Origin of the sequence: Paracoccus sp. T5, from assembly GCF_048538155.2 — a bacterium.
Classification (GTDB): Bacteria; Pseudomonadota; Alphaproteobacteria; order Rhodobacterales; family Rhodobacteraceae; genus Paracoccus.
The window spans coordinates 1-16,490 of sequence record NZ_JBLWIC020000003.1 but is presented as its reverse complement, the minus strand read 5'-3'; the positions used below and the strand labels follow the sequence as shown (position 1 = coordinate 16,490).

The following is a 16,490-nucleotide window of genomic DNA, read 5'->3' as shown; positions in this document are numbered from 1 at the left end:
AACTCACCCCGATACCCCCGCGGGGTTCTTTCCCTAAACACGTTTGGGCTGTAGGTGTTCCCGAAACTTTTGGAACTGCCGATGGTTTTTGGCTTGAGCCATGAGAGACAAGCAAACCATGAACCAACGTAAACAAGCAGCATTGCACCGGCTTGCCCGCCTTGAGGGGCAAGTCCGCGGCGTCATCAGGATGATCGAAGAGGACCGCTACTGTGTAGATATCCTCAACCAAACTCTCGCCATCCGTTCGGCCTTGGCTCAGGTGGAGGTCCTCATCCTGCAGGACCACGCCGATGAATGCGTCGAGAGAGCGATCGCCTCGAATGATGCTGATGCACAACGCGAGAAGTTCCGCGAGCTGGTGAGCATTTTTGAGAAGGTCTGCAGATAGTAAAGGCGCCTTCGGACGGCGCCGCCTGTCCTTCGTTATGCGCTGGAACATTACCCCCCTCCCGTACGTTCCAACGACCCGAAACCTAACCGGAAGGGAATAACATGCACGTCCGCGAAATGATCAGCGCCCATCCTCATGTTCAGGGCAGCACAGCCGACCGGCTCATCCAATTCGTCGAAGAAGCATATGGCTGCGCACAGACCTGCACGTCCTGCGCTGACGCGTGCCTGGCGGAAGATATGGTCGCCGAACTCCGGCAGTGCATCCGGCTGAATTTGGATTGCGCCGACATCTGTGCGGCAGCCGGAGCGATGGCATCCAGGCGCACCGGATCGAATGTTGAGGTTCTTCGAGCAGTGATCCAGGCATGCAGTGAAGCGTGCCGCCGGTGTGGCGAAGAATGCCAGGGTCACGCCGAGAAGCACGAGCACTGCCGGATCTGCGCCGAGGCCTGCAAACGTTGCGCTGAGGCCTGCCAAGCTGCGCTGCACGAGGTCCAGTAAATCTGGATAAAGGCGGGCCGTCTGCTGCAGCTAAAAACAACTCGGCGATGCTGGCGGTCTGCTTGAAGGTGGCCTTTGGTTTAAGAACCTCAAAGCGATTATGTTGCATAAATCCGTTTATGTGGTATTATAATACCTTTATGCGACAGGTCTCCCTGCCCCGCTGAGGCATCGTTGCAGGCTGCCAGGCAGATGCCGCAGAAGCTCACAGGCGCCGGTCGCTCCAGCAGAGGGCGTCACCGATCTTCATCATTTGGTCCTGTAAGCAACTTGCATGGCTGGACGCTCGCAGCACCATCATGAAGCTGTGATCGAGAAGGCCTGGGCAATTCCAAGGTCACTATGGGAGTTCGAGATACATGATCCAACGCAACCTCGCGATCGCAACGCTTGGCATGTGGATAATAGGCGCTGCTGCACAGGCAGAACCGTTGACAGATCGCATGCAGATCCAGGTCTGGCCGGATACGCCCGTGGGGTCCGCCACCTTCGAAGAGCCGCAGGAAATCCGCGAGCGGTCGGAAGACCCTGCCGTGAAGGATCGGGCAGCATTCAACATCACCACGCCCGACCTCATGGTCTACCTACCTGAGAACCCCAATGGTTCTGCCATGCTGGTGACACCGGGCGGCGCTTATGCGCGCGTTGTCTATGACAAGGAGGCTGATGAGATCGCGCCAGCCCTGAACGAAGCCGGGATCACGGTGTTCCGACTGCTTTACCGGCTTCCGGGTGGCGGGCAGGCAACCAATGCGCCGATCGCAGACGCGCAGAGGGCAATGCGTCTGATCCGCACCAATGCGGATGAATGGGGCTTGGATGCCTCGCGCGTGGGCGTGTTGGGGTTCTCGGCCGGCGGGCACTTGGCAGCATGGCTTGCAGCCGCGCCCACCCTCGACGCCTACGAGCCTGTCGACGAGACGGATACGGCCTCGGCCCGCCCCGACTTCCTCGCTCTCGGATATCCCGTGATCAGCATGGAGGAGGGCATCACCCACCCGCAGTCGCGTGAGGAGCTGCTGGGCACCGCACCTGATGATGCTACGGTTAACGCCCACTCGATCGACAAGCTGGTCACCGCCGAGATGCCGCCAACCTTCATCTTCGGAGCCAATGACGACGACGCGGTCATTCCGGAAAACACCTTCCGCCTTGTGGCTGCTTTAAGGGAGGCTGGCGTCCCGGTCGAGTTGCACCAGTTCGAACAAGGTGGACACGGCTTCTCGCTCCGCATGGTCCGCGACATGCCGGCGGAGACATGGCCTGATCTCCTGGTGGAGTGGCTCGGATCCAAGGGGATGCTCGACTGAACCTGGCGCGGCAAGATGGAGGAGCCTCTGTCCGCCCTTAGGCTCAATCTCCCATGGGTGCTAAGCGTACGCTACCTTGAAAGGGGGCCATTGCGTCGGCGGCCCCCGCTCCTCGCCCTCCAGATGGGAGCGGGTGGTTTTGCCGAAGCCAGCAACCGCCAATGCGGCGCGCAGGCAGTTACAAAAGAGTCCTTCAGCGACATTTGCACTGGCCGCAGCGAATGCAGGTGCAGCGTGAGCGCACGGCTCTTAGCTGCCATTCGACGAGCCGACGGATCATGGTCGTTTCCGGCCAAAGACATTCCCGCGCGTTCTTCGTGATGGTACTCTGTCTGGGCCGCGGGTCAGTAGTGCGCCAAGCGCCAGTCCCGCGGCAAGCGCCCCGAAAGTTCCCGCGACCGACCTTGCAGGAAGCGCAAGGTGCCAGCCCGGCGACAGGCGGCGGGGCACCACGCCATAGTCAATCACCCCAGCAGTGATGCCCGTCGCCGCTGCGCCTCGGACGATGTCCACCGTCGACGTTTCGCGACGTGTAGCGAGCCACCACGCAAGCGGCACTGCCCAGAAGATCGAGGCCTCGTGATTGATCGCCGCCCCCACTCCCGTATGCGAAAGGTCGGCTTCTTCGACTGCCCCCGCCGCCGGGCCAAACACGATGTGGCTGGACGCGTTGATCGGCGCGAGTGCGCTGCGCCCCGCGCTTCGCCCGAAGATGGCCAAGGCGCCGTGCACGGCGAGGCTTGCTATACTCCCCATTGCCACCGCGCGAAAAGCAATCGGGTCTCGGGTCCGCCTCGTGCGCGGCGCTAGGTTGCCTCGTTTATTCATGTGCCCTCCTTCCTCGAAGTGCATGAGCAGTTCGGCGATCTGCGCGCTGAACCGGGCTCGCAGGAATGGAACACGCGCGGCATGCCGACGTTCCCAAGCGCTTCGGGAATACGCACGCAATTTGCGACCTGCCTCTGGCTTTCAGTGTCAGCCCCGAAACGATGCCTGAGAATGTCTATGCAGAGCGAAGCCGGCCTCGTGATGTGCTAACAGGTGATGGCGGCCGCGGGCTACGCTGTGGAGTGCATGAGGACACATCCGGCCCATAGAGGACGGCCTAGCACGTCGCAGATGCTGCGAGTGCGAACGGTATTCGCAGGGGAGCAGCCACCGGCAGAACGGTCCCGCATAGCGCCCGCCATTGTCGCTACCAAGTGCCGACAAGAAGAGCCCAAAAATTAAAAATGCTGCAACTGGCACCAGCGGCCAAAACGCGGGGCTTTCGGCCGTTGGGTGTTTCGTTCCAGAGACCATTCGCAGGCGCAGCATCGGTGACGTACAGGGCGGAGAGCAGTCTAACGGCAGCGCAGCAGGGCATGTGCATCATCAAGTTGAAGCAGACACTAACGTGCCCGGACGCCGTAGCGCCCGGGCATTGCCATGAGTCAGGTTCGGGACGTTCTACTCCGCCGCGGGGCGGACGGCCGTTACCTCCAACTCAACGAGCCAAGCCGGATTCACCAACGCGTCGACCACCATTGCAGAGCGCACAGGCAGATTCGGCTGCTCCTCGGTGCCGAAGAACTGGCTGTATCCGGCCATGAAGCCCTCGAAGTCTACGGCTTCGCCTTCGGGAGCGACCAGGAACGCCTGCATCTTGATGATGTCGCCGACTTCCATGCCCAGACCCTCGAGCTGGTCCTTGATGCGGTTCATGACGCTGACCGTTTGCTCCTCCGTGGTTCCGTAAGCTTCAACGCTGTTGCGGTCGGCGTCCTCGTTGATCACGGCAGGAACCGTCCCGCTCAGATAGACCGTCGTCATGCCCGCCGGGACCTCGACCGCCTGCAAGATTGGAAAGTCTGAGTTCGGGATCGGATGTCGGGTGAGCTCCTGTGCAGCTGCAGGAACGGCCAGCATCGTCAGGGCGAAGGCGGCAAGTTTGAACGTCATCAATTGTCCTTTCATTGGGCTTCACCGAGCATCAGAAACGCGCTCTGGCGTGGCAGGGTCCTCGGAATAGTCGTTGCCGAAAGACGTGCGGATGTAGTTCACAACATCCGCAACTTGTGTGTCATCCAGAATGCCGCCGATCGGAGGCATAGCCTTCTGACCATTCAGAATGATGTAGATCGGGTAGTCCGGGGTCAGCAGGTTCTCGTTGCCTGCGAGTGCAGGATATTCACCTGCCCCCTCAGCGCCCTCACCATCTGGCATGTGACAGCCGGCACAGACGGCGTCGTAGACGTCCCTGCCGCCCGACTGCGCCAGGCGCGCGGGATCTTCAAACCAGCCTGCGCGCTGGCTCATATCAACTTCGCCAGCCTCTTGAGCCGCATCGACCTCGACTTCCTCCTGAATTGCGTTGGCTGAACCGGTTTCCTGGGCGCCGGCCGAGATGGACAAAGCAGCCAGGGCCGCCAGGGGAAACAGCAGATGTTTCATGATAACCTCTATGCTTCAGTGACGGTGGCATGAAGACGCTGCACTGCGTCCAGGGCCGACAGGATTGCGCCTTCCATCCACGCGGGAAGATAGGAGATATGTTCACCGGCCATCAGCGTGCGGCCGTCCATCACCGTTGCATCCATGTAGTCGGCATCCCGATCCTTCCAGATGCCATAGCAGCCCAGCACCCATGGCACCCGATGCCACCCCACCGCTACGCCTGAGACGAATTCGTCGCGATATTGCGGGTGGATCTGGCTGCCGTAGGCCAGCACGGTTTCCACACGCTCTGGAGGTGACATCGCGTTGAACTGATACGAAGCCGCTCCCCAGCTATAGGCGCCAAGAAGGACTGCGGGGCCGTCACTGAAGAAGTCCGTGGAAGGATAGGAGATGAGCGAGATAGGAAGGTTGGTGTAGCTGATGCCGCCATAGATGTTCTCGTCCTGCTCCCAGAACCGGCGCTTGAACTCGATCCCGCATTTGAAGGACGAGGCGTAATACATGCTGTCGATGATCCCCGACATGCGCGACGAAAAATCGTGATCGACCTGTCCCAGTATCGAGAACGGGATGGTGCAGATGCAGTAATCTGCCGTCTCCGTCTGCTCGTCGCCGCCGCTCGACGGCATCCACGTGACGGTCACCGTATCCCCCTCATGCCGAATGCGGGTCACCTTTGCGTTGTAGGTGACAAGGCCATCCACCTCGCGCGCGAAGGCCTCGGCGATCTTGTCCATCCCGCCAACTGGCTGGAAGATCGTCGACTGCATGTGCAGGTCGTCGCCCGCTGTCAGGTTGCGCCAGAGGTTGGATTGGAGGATGTCAGAAAGAGAGATCACCTCGGAGGGCTCCGGCTTGCCTGTCGTCCCTCCGCCTTCTGGGGAGGCCCAGCCACGGAAAGCGGAGGACTGCTCACCGGTGGTATATTCCATGTTGTCCGTGAGTGCGCCGTAACGCTTCAAGGCATCACGTAGCAGTCCTGCATCCGCTTCCGTGACCTCTGCGTCCAAGGCGCCCTGATCGACGACCTTTGCCAGGAGTTCGGCAACGTGTCCGCGGAAGTCCGTTGATATCTCCCGGAACCGTTGTGGTTTCCCGTCGAAAGCGTTCGAGTTGTGCAGGTAGGCGCTGTAGTTGACCTGAATGAAGGGCTCAAGTTTGACACCGAAGCGCTTGCAGTAATCCAATACAGCGTAGTGGTCGGAGGGAATCCGCCACGGGCCGGGATTGAGGTAATTTCCTTCGGAGAAGGTGACCTCCTGGGAGTGTCTGAAACTCTGTGTATCTGACCGGGCCCATGCGGTTTTCAGATACGGTCAGGCGTCGAAACGCCCGGCGAACATTATGGCCAGCTGATTACGGGCCGCAACCCATTCGCGCACCGCGCGGCCACCCTTTTCGAAGTTGCGGATCGCCAGGAAGATCAGCTTGGTCGCGGCCTCCTCGGTCGGGAATGAGCCCTTGGTTTTCAGCGTCTTCCGTAACACCCGGTTCAACGATTCCACGGCGTTTGTGGTGTAGATGATCTTCCGGATCGCGGCACTGAAGGCAAAGAACGGGATCACCTCCGCCCAGGCCCGGCGCCAGGCTGGGGCGATGGAAGGGTATTTCCCGGCCCATTTCTCCTCGAACCCATCGAGCTGTCGGGCGGCCTCCTCGGCCGTTGGGGCCTGGTAGATCGGGCGCAGATCGGCGGCCACGGTCTTGCGGTCCTTCCAGCTGCAGAAGTTCATGGAATGTCTGATCAGGTGAACGATGCAGGTCTGAACTGTGGTGTCAGGGAAGGCCGCGGTGATGGCCTCTGGGAAGCCCTTCAGGCCGTCCACGACCGCAATCAGGATGTCCTGGACGCCCCGATTGCGCAGTTCGTTCATCACTGACAGCCAGAACTTGGCGCCTTCATTGTCGGCGATCCAGAGCCCGAGGACCTCGCGATCCCCGTCCCGGGTGACGCCCAAGGCGATGTAAACGGCCTTGTTCTTGACCATCCGGCTGTCGGCATCGCGGATCTTGACCCTTAGCGCGTCAAAAATGACGATCGGATACATCCGGTCCAGCGCCCGGTGCTGCCACTCGCGCACCTCGTCCAGAACGGCATCTGTAACGCGGCTGATCAGGTCAGGCGAAACCCGCAGGCCATAGAGATCCTCAAGATGGGCCTGGATGTCGCGCACTGACAGACCGGCGGCATAGAGACCGATGATCTTGTCATCCACCCCATCGATCCGGGTCTGGCCCTTCTTCACCAGCTCCGGCTTGAAACTGCCGTCCCGGTCGCGCGGAACGGATAGCGGCACCTCGCCATCCGAGCCCTTCACGCGCTTGGTTGAAATCCCGTTGCGGCGGTTGAACTGTTCCGGCGGTGCCTCGGCACCGGCCTCATAGCCCAGATGCGCGGTCAGTTCGGCCCCGAGCATCCGTTCCATCAGCCGGATCTTCAGTTCCTTCATCAGCCCAGCCTCGCCAAGCAGATCGTCAGGCCGCTTGCAGCCCTTCAGCAGCTCGTCCAGCAACTCGTTCGAAATCGTCATCGTCCTTGCTCCTCTCAGGAAGCATGGACCAGATCACGAATACACAGAAGGCCGGACACTCTCGACCTCCTGCGTCTCACCGCCAAGCTCGGTGTAAGTATCTCCGCCGCGGAGGCTCCAGCACCGCCCACCCGCCTTTTCGCGAAACTCCAGCACCTTCACTTGGTAGCCTGCACGGCCTAGCTCGTAAGCAGCCGTCATGCCGGCGAGGCCCGCGCCCAGGATCAAGACACGCGTGCCGTTGCCGTCCCCTTGCAGCTCGAGCCGTCCATCGTAGGTAGACGCTTGAGCCAACCCAAGCGCACCCATCGCGCCATACATGGCGCTTGCCCCCGCCACTGTGCCGATCATCGACAGCAGTGAACGGCGAGACATACCTTCTGGGTTAAAAGTCATTCCTGTCCTCTCCAGCTAAACCGCTCGGCTGAGGAGCTCGTGGCGGTTGAATGAGAAACTCATCGGAATTGCTTGGGGAGGAAACCGACCCTGACGTCGATACGACCGAAAGCCCGACCGATGTCTAACTTTTGCGCATCGTGCAACATCTGGCAACCAAAATGTCGAAACTGTAGGCAGACGTTTAGGAACAGTGTATTGGCCGTGTGCCTAAACGGCGCGGCGGCACAACAATTAATCATGTGGGGGCCGTGCCGCCGACGCTATTCAGGATGTCAATGCGGCGCGAGCGGCTTGATCTATGGGTTGCGTAGCCTCGACCTAGCCTGAGGGCGCCGGTCCCGCGCCGGATGAACTCACTTTAACATGAAGAGCCCATTGCCGTCGGTCAAAAGCCTTGAGGGCGACGCCCAAACCGGTCATTTGTGCGGGCTGCAGCATCTCCCTCACATTGCCTCCTGCGGCATCCTATGCCAGAGGAGCTTCATTGCAGCCTGTGCAAAAGGCCGCTCTGTCGGCATCGGTGGATTTCGCATGATCGAATTTCTTCGAAGCAATATCCGCTGGCTCTGCGCCGGCCTGCTTCTGACGTTTACATCCGCCTTCGGGCAAACTTGGTTCATCTCGCTCTTTGCCGTGTTCATCAAGAATGAACACGGATTGACCGATGGCAGTTGGGGCAGCCTTTACACCGTTGCCACCCTGTCTGCCGCGGCATTGATGTTCTGGCGCGGCTCTTTGGCCGACAGCGTCCCGCTGTCGCGCTTGGCGCCGTCAGTGGCGCTCATCTTCGCTGCCGCCGCCATCGCCATGGCTTGGGCACCCTCGCTGCCGGTCCTTGGGATGGCCCTGTTCCTGCTGCGCTTCTGCGGCCAAGGCATGTTCAGCCATATTGCCATGACCGCAATGGGGCGCTGGTTCGAGGCAAGACGTGGACAGGCAGTGTCGATCACCAACCTTGGGCATCCAGCGGGAGAGATCGTCGTGCCGTTGCTGGTGGTCGCTCTCATCGGCGCCATCGGTTGGCGAAGCACCTGGTTGATCGTGGCGGTCATTCTGTGTGTCGGGGTGGCGCCCCTCTTGGCCGTGTTGCTGTCCGAGGGCCGCGCTCCTGTGGCCCATGCGGCGCAGGTGACGCGGCCAGGGCTGATGGGCCGGCAGTGGCGCCGGCGGGACGCAGCACGGCATTGGCTCTTGCCTGCCCTGCTGCCGGTGCTGCTGACGCCCGGCTTCATCGCCACCGTGATCTTCTTTCATCAGGCGCATGTGGCGCAGGTCAAGGGCTGGACCTTGGCCGAAATGGCGCCGGGCTACACGGCCTTCGGCCTGTCAACCGTGATCGCCGCCTTTGCGTCAGGCTGGGCGGCAGACCGGTTCGGAGCGGTCCGCCTCCTGCCGATGCTGCTGCTGCCCATGGGGGTCGGCGTCAGCCTGATCGGCCCGGCCGAGAGTGTAGCCGGATGGTATGTCGCTTTGGCAGTCGTCGGGATCACCCAAGGCACGGCGGGATCCCTCTGGGGCGTCCTGTTCCCCGTTCTCTACGGGACGGCGCATCTGGGGGCGATCCGGTCCCTGGCGACCACGATCATGGTCATCTCCACCGCAATCGGACCTGGCCTGACCGGCATCCTGATCGATGCCGGCGTGGACTTTCCAACGCAGAGCCTGTTTCTCGGCCTGTGGTGCGCGGCAATGGTGGTCCTGTGCTGGATCATCGCCGCGCGGGTCCGGTCTGATCTGGCACCCTGCTGAGGGGTCATCTTGTCGGCATCGTCATGGGTGATCCTCGTCCTGGGGCAGGAAGAACAAAGAGCCACTTGAGGAGCGCCCATTTCTCCATGCCTGCGGCCAAAGCCCACCCCCCGACCAGGCTGACCACGACAGACGCTGTCGCCGTGAAGGCGTAGCTCGTTATTCCTGCCCTCTGAGCAAGTCTCGCGACGACGATGATGAAGATGGCGTGGCTGACATAGAACACGATCGACCTCTGCCCGATCCAGATCAAAGGACGAAAGATGTCCAGCTTCTCCAGTCTCTGCGCCAAGGCCGAGAAGAACAGGAAGCCTGCAAGGGACAGGGCCACCCAATAAGGCCCGAAGTTCAGGTCATGGCGCACCGTCATGAAGGCCGCTCCCGCCACGACGGGCGTGAGAAGCCAGATCAAGGGGGATCTCAGGATGTTTCCAAGGCGGGCGGCATGGCTGGACAGGGCGCTGCCGAGGAAAAACAGCGACATGAGGAAGAGGATCCGTTCGGAGTATTTCTCTCCCTCCGGTGCGATGACGGAGAGCGCGAAGGCAACAGCGGCAATGACGAAGGGATCCACTGGGCGGAGCGGCCTGGCCACCAGGTAGTAGACGAAGATGAAGGCCAGGAACCACAGATGACTGCCGCCGATGTAAACCTGGCGCAGTTGATAAGGGCTGCTGAAGTCTGTTCCTGTCACCACGGCGTAGATCGTCGACCAGACCAGAAACGGCCAAAGGATGGCACGAACTTTTCCAGAGACGTAGGCGGGCGCAGGCTTCGCCAGTGACCTCGGCAAAAGCATGCCAGACAACAGGATCAGGATCGGCATCCGGAAAAGCGTCAGCGTTTCATTGAGGTTCCGCCAGAGCTTGGTGGGCTCGAAGTCGTAGCGCTCGATGAAGGTTATGGAATGAACAGTGATAACGGCCAGAATGGCTGCACCACGTATGATATCCATCCAGAGCAGGCGTGACTGTGCAGAGGCCAACTGCCTTCGAGGCGTGGAGGTAGCATTGGCTTGGGTCATGGCCCGCCTTTTTCCTGTATCTTTGCCAAAGAACTCTTGAAGTGCCGGCGCCGGTTCTCGCCGACGCCGACTGTTCCGTAAGTGAGGTTTCAGCGGTAGAGCAGTACCGGGATCTTGACGGCCTGCACCATTGCTGTGGTCGTAGACCCGATGATCAGGCTGCGAATGCGGGAGTGGCCATAGGCCCGGGAGTGTCTGAAACTCTGTGTATCTGACCGGGCCCATGCGGTTTTCAGATACGGTCAGGCGTCGAAACGCCCGGCGAACATTATGGCCAGCTGATTACGGGCCGCAACCCATTCGCGCACCGCGCGGCCACCCTTTTCGAAGTTGCGGATCGCCAGGAAGATCAGCTTGGTCGCGGCCTCCTCGGTCGGGAATGAGCCCTTGGTTTTCAGCGTCTTCCGTAACACCCGGTTCAACGATTCCACGGCGTTTGTGGTGTAGATGATCTTCCGGATCGCGGCACTGAAGGCAAAGAACGGGATCACCTCCGCCCAGGCCCGGCGCCAGGCTGGGGCGATGGAAGGGTATTTCCCGGCCCATTTCTCCTCGAACCCATCGAGCTGTCGGGCGGCCTCCTCGGCCGTTGGGGCCTGGTAGATCGGGCGCAGATCGGCGGCCACGGTCTTGCGGTCCTTCCAGCTGCAGAAGTTCATGGAATGTCTGATCAGGTGAACGATGCAGGTCTGAACTGTGGTGTCAGGGAAGGCCGCGGTGATGGCCTCTGGGAAGCCCTTCAGGCCGTCCACGACCGCAATCAGGATGTCCTGGACGCCCCGATTGCGCAGTTCGTTCATCACTGACAGCCAGAACTTGGCGCCTTCATTGTCGGCGATCCAGAGCCCGAGGACCTCGCGATCCCCGTCCCGGGTGACGCCCAAGGCGATGTAAACGGCCTTGTTCTTGACCATCCGGCTGTCGGCATCGCGGATCTTGACCCTTAGCGCGTCAAAAATGACGATCGGATACATCCGGTCCAGCGCCCGGTGCTGCCACTCGCGCACCTCGTCCAGAACGGCATCTGTAACGCGGCTGATCAGGTCAGGCGAAACCCGCAGGCCATAGAGATCCTCAAGATGGGCCTGGATGTCGCGCACTGACAGACCGGCGGCATAGAGACCGATGATCTTGTCATCCACCCCATCGATCCGGGTCTGGCCCTTCTTCACCAGCTCCGGCTTGAAACTGCCGTCCCGGTCGCGCGGAACGGATAGCGGCACCTCGCCATCCGAGCCCTCCACGCGCTTGGTTGAAAATCCCGTTGCGGCGGTTGAACTGTTCCTGCGGTGCCTCGGCACCGGCCTCATAGCCCAGATGCGCGGTCAGTTCGGCCCCGAGCATCCGTTCCATCAGCCGGATCTTCAGTTCCTTCATCAGCCCAGCCTCGCCAAGCAGATCGTCAGGCCGCTTGCAGCCCTTCAGCAGCTCGTCCAGCAACTCGTTCGAAATCGTCATCGTCCTTGCTCCTCTCAGGAAGCATGGACCAGATCACGAATACACAGAAGGCCGGACACTCTCACAACAGATCGCCGGGTGGCTGAAGGCGCGAGGTCATCCTGGAGACCCCTCCATGACCATCTCGCACGAGACGATCTATAAAAGCCTGTTCATTCAGGCGCGAGGCGTCCTCAAGAAAGAGCTGCTCGCCCATCTGCGCAGTCGCAGGATCATGCGTCGGGGCCGAACCGCGACAACGGCAGGTCAGACCCGGGGGCAGATCGTCGACGCCGTGTCGATCCGGGACAGGCCAGCAGAAGTCGAGGATCGCGCCATTCCCGGCCACTGGGAAGGCGACTTGTTGAGCGGCTCCAGAAACAGCCACATCGCCACGCTGGTCGAACGCAGCTCGCGCTTTGTCATGCTGGTCAAAGTCGGGGGCAAGGACAGCGACAGTGTCGTCAGCGCCCTGATCTCCCGGGTGCAGCACCTACCGCAGGGCGTCATGGCTTCGTTGACCTGGGACCGGGGGATGGAACTGGCTTATCATCGCAAATTCACCGTCGCGACAGATGTCAGCGTCTACTTCTGTGATCCCAAGAGCCCGTGGCAGCGCGGCAGCAACGAAAATACCAATGGGTTGCTTCGCCAATACTTCCCGAATGGGACGGACCTATCCGTTTACACGCAGCATGATCTTGACCAGGTCGCTTTCCGGCTTAACACAAGGCCACGGAAAACGCTTAGCTTCGAAACGCCGGCTGCTACGTTCGAAAGAGCCGTTGCGCTGACCGGTTGAACCCACCCCGACTTCTTTTTCAGCATCGTCTGCGCCGATGTGGATGAGGATCGGGTGAACCGCACCAGGCGCATCATTGCCGCCCTCACTCCGCATCTTGCGCCGGCCTATGGCGCCGGTGGCGCCAACTGGCACGGAACCCGCACCGGAGGGGCCGTGCTTGTCGTTATCGATAAAATTTGCAGGAGCCAGAGGCGGTTCTGTCGCGCAGACGACATCCCTGCGCCCCGCGATGTTTTAGCTTTTATGGTGCCGTTTCTTGCGCAGGCACGGAAAAGCCTCTGTCAGAAACGACCCCCTGCCCATTTCAGCAGGATGTCCAACGCTACGCCGTTGTACTTTTTATCAGGAGCCTTGTTATGCTGACACGCGATGATCTCACAAATGATTCCGTCGACATTACCGAGAAATGGTGCGCCGCCACTGGTGAGACCGATTGCCAGGCAACGGCGTTCAGGCGAGGAGGTCTGGTCGCCACAGTGATCGTGCGCAGCTCCGACAGCGTCTTCATGTGCCGCAGTGCAGTCGCTGCCATCCTGTCGCCTGACGTTCTCAGCTCGATCGAGACATAGGCCGTGCACCCCAGGAGAAGCTCCGTAGCGTCGCGGATGCGCCCGATGCCTGCGCAACGGGGTCAGACCTGTGGTTGTGAGGGAGGAAGGAAGGTCTGAGAGTGTCTAACGTCAGCGTCCGTGGGACAAATCAGGCAGACTGGGTGACGGAAGGTTTCTCATTGTAGCCCTTATGCGGCGGCGGAGAAGGCTGTCGAGGATATCTGCCGAGCGCCCCGCAAGGTTCATGACGCGGAGGAGAAGATCCGCATTGTGTTGGCTGGATTTCGCGGAGAGGACGGCATCGCCGAGCTGTGCCGCCGCGCAGGACTGAACACCTAAGCTCCATCCAAAGCGCGTCGGGCGGCAGCTAATAAGCTACTGCTCTGGGCCGGCTTCCGGACATTTTCCACATTCGCCAGGACTTCGTCGACCTGCAGCTGCGAGGTCTCGTAGGCAGACGACAGAAAGTACGGGATCCCGTGGGACAGAAGACGCTCCGCGACCGGGGTCACCGGCTGACCTCGGAGGTTCGCGTCGAGAAGGGCAAGATCCGGCCGTCTGCTGTTCAGCAGCCGAAAGGCCATGCTGACGGACCTGGCCGGCCCGAGAACAATATATCCGTGATCTTCGAAAACGCACTGGAGGTCGATCGCGACGATGGGCTCATCCTCGACAATCAGGATGCAGGTCGCAGCATCTGGAGTGGCTTCATCGGGCAATGGGGATCCTGTGACTTGGCAGATGATCGGGCGCTTCCGGCCTATGAGTGACATGGGTCCCACAGCGCCAATGCTCTGTGGCAGCAATGTTCCTAACAGGAGCTGCCAAGGAATGTTCCCATCTACCGGACGCCATATCCCCTGCCTCCGCTCGCGGCCGAGGTCTCTAAAGACTTCCTGTCAGTTTGTAACGGACCCCCTCAGGCGCATACCGCAGTTCGGCATGGCCGTCGAAATAGGATGGCACGACCCGCTCGGTCAGGCGGGCCCCGAAGCCCTTCCTCGACGGCGGGGCCACATCGGGACCGCCCCGCTCCTCCCAGAGAAAGGTAAAGGTCTTGTCCGGCGCCACTTTCCAAAGGATGTGGATCCGGCCCTGCTCGTTAGACAGCGCCCCGTACTTCACCGCGTTAGTCGACAGCTCATGTAGAGCCAATGCCAGCCCCATGATCTGCTGCGCGTTCACCTCGGCGCTGTCTCCCTCGATAATGAACCGATCTCCGCCGTCGCTATGGGGCGCCAGCGCGCCCTCGACGATTTCGTGGATATCGGCCGTATCCCACCTGTGCTCGGTCAGGAAGTCCTGCGCGCGCGCCATGGCCCGGACCCGGTCGGTGACTGATGCCGCGGCCTCTTCCAGCGTGGCGGCAGTCCGCAGGCTCTGGGTCACCACAGCTTGGATCATGGTGAGCGTGTTCTTCATGCGGTGGATAATTTCCCGCTGGATGACCCGCTGCTGGCGTTCCCAGTTCCGCCGCTCCTCCAGCAGGCGTTCCGTCCGGGCGAGCTTGCGCGCGCCATCGAGATGCTGGCCGATCAGTTCGGCGAAAAGCTCCAATGTCGCGATCGTCTGCAAAGATTTCAGCCTCCGGGGGACTGGGTCGATGGCGCAGAGGGTGCCGAAGAAATCCCCATCAGGCAGGTGAATGGGAAAGGAGACGTAGCTTTGGAAACCATACATCAGCGGTGTCTCGTGGGCAGAGTAGCCCTCGTCCTCCGACACGTTCTCGATGATCACCGGCGCCGGTGTCTGGCGGATCTCGTGACAGATGGTTGTCTCCACCGGCAGTTCGTCGCCAGGGGCAAGACCAAAACCGATCTCGTCCCTGGTGGCGCAGGCAATCCAGCGGCCTTCGGTCACGCGTGCGACCGCTGAAAAGCCCATGCCTGTCATCTGGCAGACGACATCCAGGATGGAAGATACCGCAGGAATGGAAGCGATGAGGTCGAGATCCGTTTGAAAGTCATGCGTCGTGCTTGTCATCCTGATCCCCGGCGAAACTCCAAATTCGCAGCATTTGTATAAGGAATCACCGAAAAATAAAGTCGTGGTACTCGACCGAAGACGCGATGACCGGCAGGAGCAGCGAGTTGATCCCGCCCGGCCTTCTCCCGTCACGCCCGGAGATGATTTCCACCCAGAACTGAGCCGGGTTTTCCATCGAGAAGTGAGCCACCTCTGATTATGGATATAGGGTGGCTCTGTTGCACAAACCGGCTGATGGCCAGGGTTCCCCTTTCCCCGGACGGACTTATCCCGCAGCTTCCGTGACGGGTATGCCGAGCGCGGTGTAGCCGTTCAGGACGGCGATGCGGACTTGGAGTTCTGCAACCTGACGATCGAAGTCCCGTGCCATGAGCCGCTGGCCCAGCAGTTTCACACAATGCATCTTCGTCGCGACGCGGCTCCGGCGGTGGTATCCGCTCCATCGTCGCCAGAGCGCGCGGCCAAGGTATTTAGCCGCGCGCAAGGCGTCATTTCGCGCCACGGCTCCGGCGGTGATGGTCTTCCAAGGCTTCGCGTTCTTGCGGGGCGGGATGACGGCATGGGCGCCGCGTTCGGCGATCGCATCATGGCACTTGCGGGTGGCGTAGGCGCCGTCGGCGGTCACCGAACCGATCTCTTCGCCAAGTGGTATCTGGCTGAGCAGATCGGGCAGGACAGGTGCGTCACCAACATGGCTCCCGGTGATCGACAGCGCGGACCTCCAGCGTTTCCTCATCAATCCCGAGATGGATCTTGCGCGAGACCCGCCGCTTGGGGCCGCCATGTTTGCGGGCGTGCTACTCGCCTTCGCCCTCAATCTCGATGCCGGTGCTGTCGATCAGCAGGTGTAGCGGCCCCTCGGACCCGCGATATGGGATGTTGACGGCCAAGGTCTTCTGGCGGCGCGACAGCGTGCTGAAGTCGGGCACTTTCCAGTCAAGCCCGACCAGCCGCAACAGGCTTTCAACGAAGCCTGTCGTCTGACGGAGCGCCATGCCGAACAGCACCTTCATCGAAAGGCAGGTCTGGATGGCGGCCTCGCTGCAGGACCGCTGGCGCCCACGCCCGCTCTGCCTTCGTGCGAAGCCGGAGCCTGGACGGCCCCTCAATCACCTCAAGCCGAGAAACCCCGCCGCCCCTCGAGCCGTCCAAATGGACGCCCACTTTGCCGTTTCGTTCCAAGCCCCAACCTCCAACGCTCATCCGCGTCGAGAATGACCCGTTCAGATCACAAGCGGCAGGAGGGGATCGGCGTCGCGCTTACGACTGTCCCGCCACCGTCGCACGAAACAAGATCCTGCGGGCCACCCGCCATCCAGGCCGCGCCCTCTGGAGAAAATGGGCACGATATCATGTCCGCAG

The 16,490-nt window shown here is 61.1% G+C and carries 12 protein-coding genes and 6 pseudogenes; 7 read left to right on the top strand and 11 right to left on the bottom strand.

Features of this window, described 5'->3' with window-relative positions; genetic code table 11:
- The first annotated feature begins 118 nt into the window (after positions 1–118).
- From ACNR9W_RS17550 to ACNR9W_RS17540, 3 genes are all read left to right on the top strand, one after another.
- Positions 119–391, top strand: a complete 273-nt coding sequence (locus ACNR9W_RS17550; RefSeq protein ID WP_419271487.1) for a metal-sensitive transcriptional regulator — start codon at positions 119–121, stop codon at positions 389–391.
- A gap of 104 nt (positions 392–495) precedes the next feature.
- On the top strand, positions 496–897 hold the full coding sequence (locus tag ACNR9W_RS17545) for a four-helix bundle copper-binding protein (RefSeq protein WP_458478847.1): 402 nt from the start codon (positions 496–498) through the stop codon (positions 895–897).
- Between the two features lie 359 nt (positions 898–1,256).
- Positions 1,257–2,207 (top strand): alpha/beta hydrolase, encoded by a 951-nt coding sequence (locus ACNR9W_RS17540; protein ID WP_419271485.1) that lies wholly within the window; start codon positions 1,257–1,259, stop codon positions 2,205–2,207.
- A gap of 1,449 nt (positions 2,208–3,656) precedes the next feature.
- Here the strand turns inward: ACNR9W_RS17540 and ACNR9W_RS17535 are convergent.
- The 5 genes and pseudogenes from ACNR9W_RS17535 to ACNR9W_RS17515 form a co-directional block, all read right to left on the bottom strand.
- Complete coding sequence (locus ACNR9W_RS17535) at positions 3,657–4,148, bottom strand: RidA family protein (RefSeq protein ID WP_419271484.1); 492 nt, start codon at positions 4,146–4,148, stop codon at positions 3,657–3,659.
- Positions 4,149–4,169: 21 nt separating this feature from the next.
- Positions 4,170–4,640, bottom strand: coding sequence for a c-type cytochrome (locus ACNR9W_RS17530; RefSeq protein WP_419271483.1), 471 nt, complete (start codon positions 4,638–4,640; stop codon positions 4,170–4,172).
- An 8-nt stretch (positions 4,641–4,648) separates the two neighbouring features.
- Positions 4,649–5,956: a flavin monoamine oxidase family protein gene (locus ACNR9W_RS17525; protein WP_419271506.1), complete on the bottom strand. Its 1,308-nt coding sequence runs from the start codon at positions 5,954–5,956 to the stop codon at positions 4,649–4,651.
- A gap of 6 nt (positions 5,957–5,962) precedes the next feature.
- Positions 5,963–7,177, bottom strand: coding sequence for an IS256 family transposase (locus ACNR9W_RS17520; protein WP_458478846.1), 1,215 nt, complete (start codon positions 7,175–7,177; stop codon positions 5,963–5,965).
- A gap of 60 nt (positions 7,178–7,237) precedes the next feature.
- A pseudogene (locus ACNR9W_RS17515) lies at positions 7,238–7,573 on the bottom strand (FAD-dependent oxidoreductase); the annotation flags it as partial.
- Positions 7,574–8,107: 534 nt separating this feature from the next.
- Between ACNR9W_RS17515 and ACNR9W_RS17510 the strand changes: the two are divergent.
- Positions 8,108–9,325, top strand: coding sequence for an MFS transporter (locus tag ACNR9W_RS17510; RefSeq protein ID WP_419271697.1), 1,218 nt, complete (start codon positions 8,108–8,110; stop codon positions 9,323–9,325).
- Positions 9,326–9,329: 4 nt separating this feature from the next.
- Here ACNR9W_RS17510 and ACNR9W_RS17505 read toward each other — a convergent pair whose 3' ends face one another.
- From ACNR9W_RS17505 to ACNR9W_RS17495, 3 genes and pseudogenes are all read right to left on the bottom strand, one after another.
- Positions 9,330–10,349 (bottom strand): acyltransferase, encoded by a 1,020-nt coding sequence (locus tag ACNR9W_RS17505; protein ID WP_419271698.1) that lies wholly within the window; start codon positions 10,347–10,349, stop codon positions 9,330–9,332.
- A gap of 89 nt (positions 10,350–10,438) precedes the next feature.
- Positions 10,439–10,534, bottom strand: a pseudogene (locus tag ACNR9W_RS17500) (universal stress protein); the annotation flags it as partial.
- 57 nt (positions 10,535–10,591) lie between these two features.
- A pseudogene (locus ACNR9W_RS17495) lies at positions 10,592–11,726 on the bottom strand (IS256 family transposase).
- A 145-nt stretch (positions 11,727–11,871) separates the two neighbouring features.
- Between ACNR9W_RS17495 and ACNR9W_RS17490 the strand changes: the two are divergent.
- Positions 11,872–12,588 (top strand): annotated as a pseudogene (locus ACNR9W_RS17490) (IS30 family transposase); the annotation flags it as partial.
- Between the two features lie 359 nt (positions 12,589–12,947).
- Complete coding sequence (locus tag ACNR9W_RS17485; protein WP_419271569.1) at positions 12,948–13,160, top strand: hypothetical protein; 213 nt, start codon at positions 12,948–12,950, stop codon at positions 13,158–13,160.
- Between the two features lie 317 nt (positions 13,161–13,477).
- Here the strand turns inward: ACNR9W_RS17485 and ACNR9W_RS17480 are convergent, their stop codons facing one another.
- From ACNR9W_RS17480 to ACNR9W_RS17470, 3 genes and pseudogenes are all read right to left on the bottom strand, one after another.
- Positions 13,478–13,915, bottom strand: coding sequence for a response regulator (locus tag ACNR9W_RS17480; protein ID WP_419271570.1), 438 nt, complete (start codon positions 13,913–13,915; stop codon positions 13,478–13,480).
- Between the two features lie 112 nt (positions 13,916–14,027).
- The gene (locus tag ACNR9W_RS17475) at positions 14,028–15,125 is read right to left on the bottom strand and encodes an HWE histidine kinase domain-containing protein (protein ID WP_419271571.1); all 1,098 of its coding nucleotides are present in this window, start codon (positions 15,123–15,125) and stop codon (positions 14,028–14,030) included.
- Positions 15,126–15,393: 268 nt separating this feature from the next.
- Positions 15,394–16,192, bottom strand: a pseudogene (locus tag ACNR9W_RS17470) (IS5 family transposase); the annotation flags it as partial.
- Between the two features lie 200 nt (positions 16,193–16,392).
- Between ACNR9W_RS17470 and ACNR9W_RS17465 the strand changes: the two are divergent.
- A pseudogene (locus ACNR9W_RS17465) lies at positions 16,393–16,488 on the top strand (IS5/IS1182 family transposase); the annotation flags it as partial.
- Positions 16,489–16,490: the final 2 nt, after the last annotated feature.

Excerpts from the sequence above, each read along its gene's own strand:
- ACNR9W_RS17510 (WP_419271697.1), top strand. The coding sequence starts at position 8,108 with ATGATCGAATTTCTTCGAAGCAATATCCGCTGGCTCTGCGCCGGCCTG.
- ACNR9W_RS17475 (WP_419271571.1), bottom strand. The coding sequence starts at position 15,125 with ATGACAAGCACGACGCATGACTTTCAAACGGATCTCGACCTCATCGCT.
- ACNR9W_RS17545 (WP_458478847.1), top strand. The coding sequence starts at position 496 with ATGCACGTCCGCGAAATGATCAGCGCCCATCCTCATGTTCAGGGCAGC.
- ACNR9W_RS17520 (WP_458478846.1), bottom strand. The coding sequence starts at position 7,177 with ATGACGATTTCGAACGAGTTGCTGGACGAGCTGCTGAAGGGCTGCAAG.
- ACNR9W_RS17480 (WP_419271570.1), bottom strand. The coding sequence starts at position 13,915 with ATGTCACTCATAGGCCGGAAGCGCCCGATCATCTGCCAAGTCACAGGA.
- ACNR9W_RS17540 (WP_419271485.1), top strand. The coding sequence starts at position 1,257 with ATGATCCAACGCAACCTCGCGATCGCAACGCTTGGCATGTGGATAATA.
- ACNR9W_RS17550 (WP_419271487.1), top strand. The coding sequence starts at position 119 with ATGAACCAACGTAAACAAGCAGCATTGCACCGGCTTGCCCGCCTTGAG.
- ACNR9W_RS17530 (WP_419271483.1), bottom strand. The coding sequence starts at position 4,640 with ATGAAACATCTGCTGTTTCCCCTGGCGGCCCTGGCTGCTTTGTCCATC.
- ACNR9W_RS17505 (WP_419271698.1), bottom strand. The coding sequence starts at position 10,349 with ATGACCCAAGCCAATGCTACCTCCACGCCTCGAAGGCAGTTGGCCTCT.
- ACNR9W_RS17485 (WP_419271569.1), top strand. The coding sequence starts at position 12,948 with ATGCTGACACGCGATGATCTCACAAATGATTCCGTCGACATTACCGAG.
- ACNR9W_RS17535 (WP_419271484.1), bottom strand. The coding sequence starts at position 4,148 with ATGACGTTCAAACTTGCCGCCTTCGCCCTGACGATGCTGGCCGTTCCT.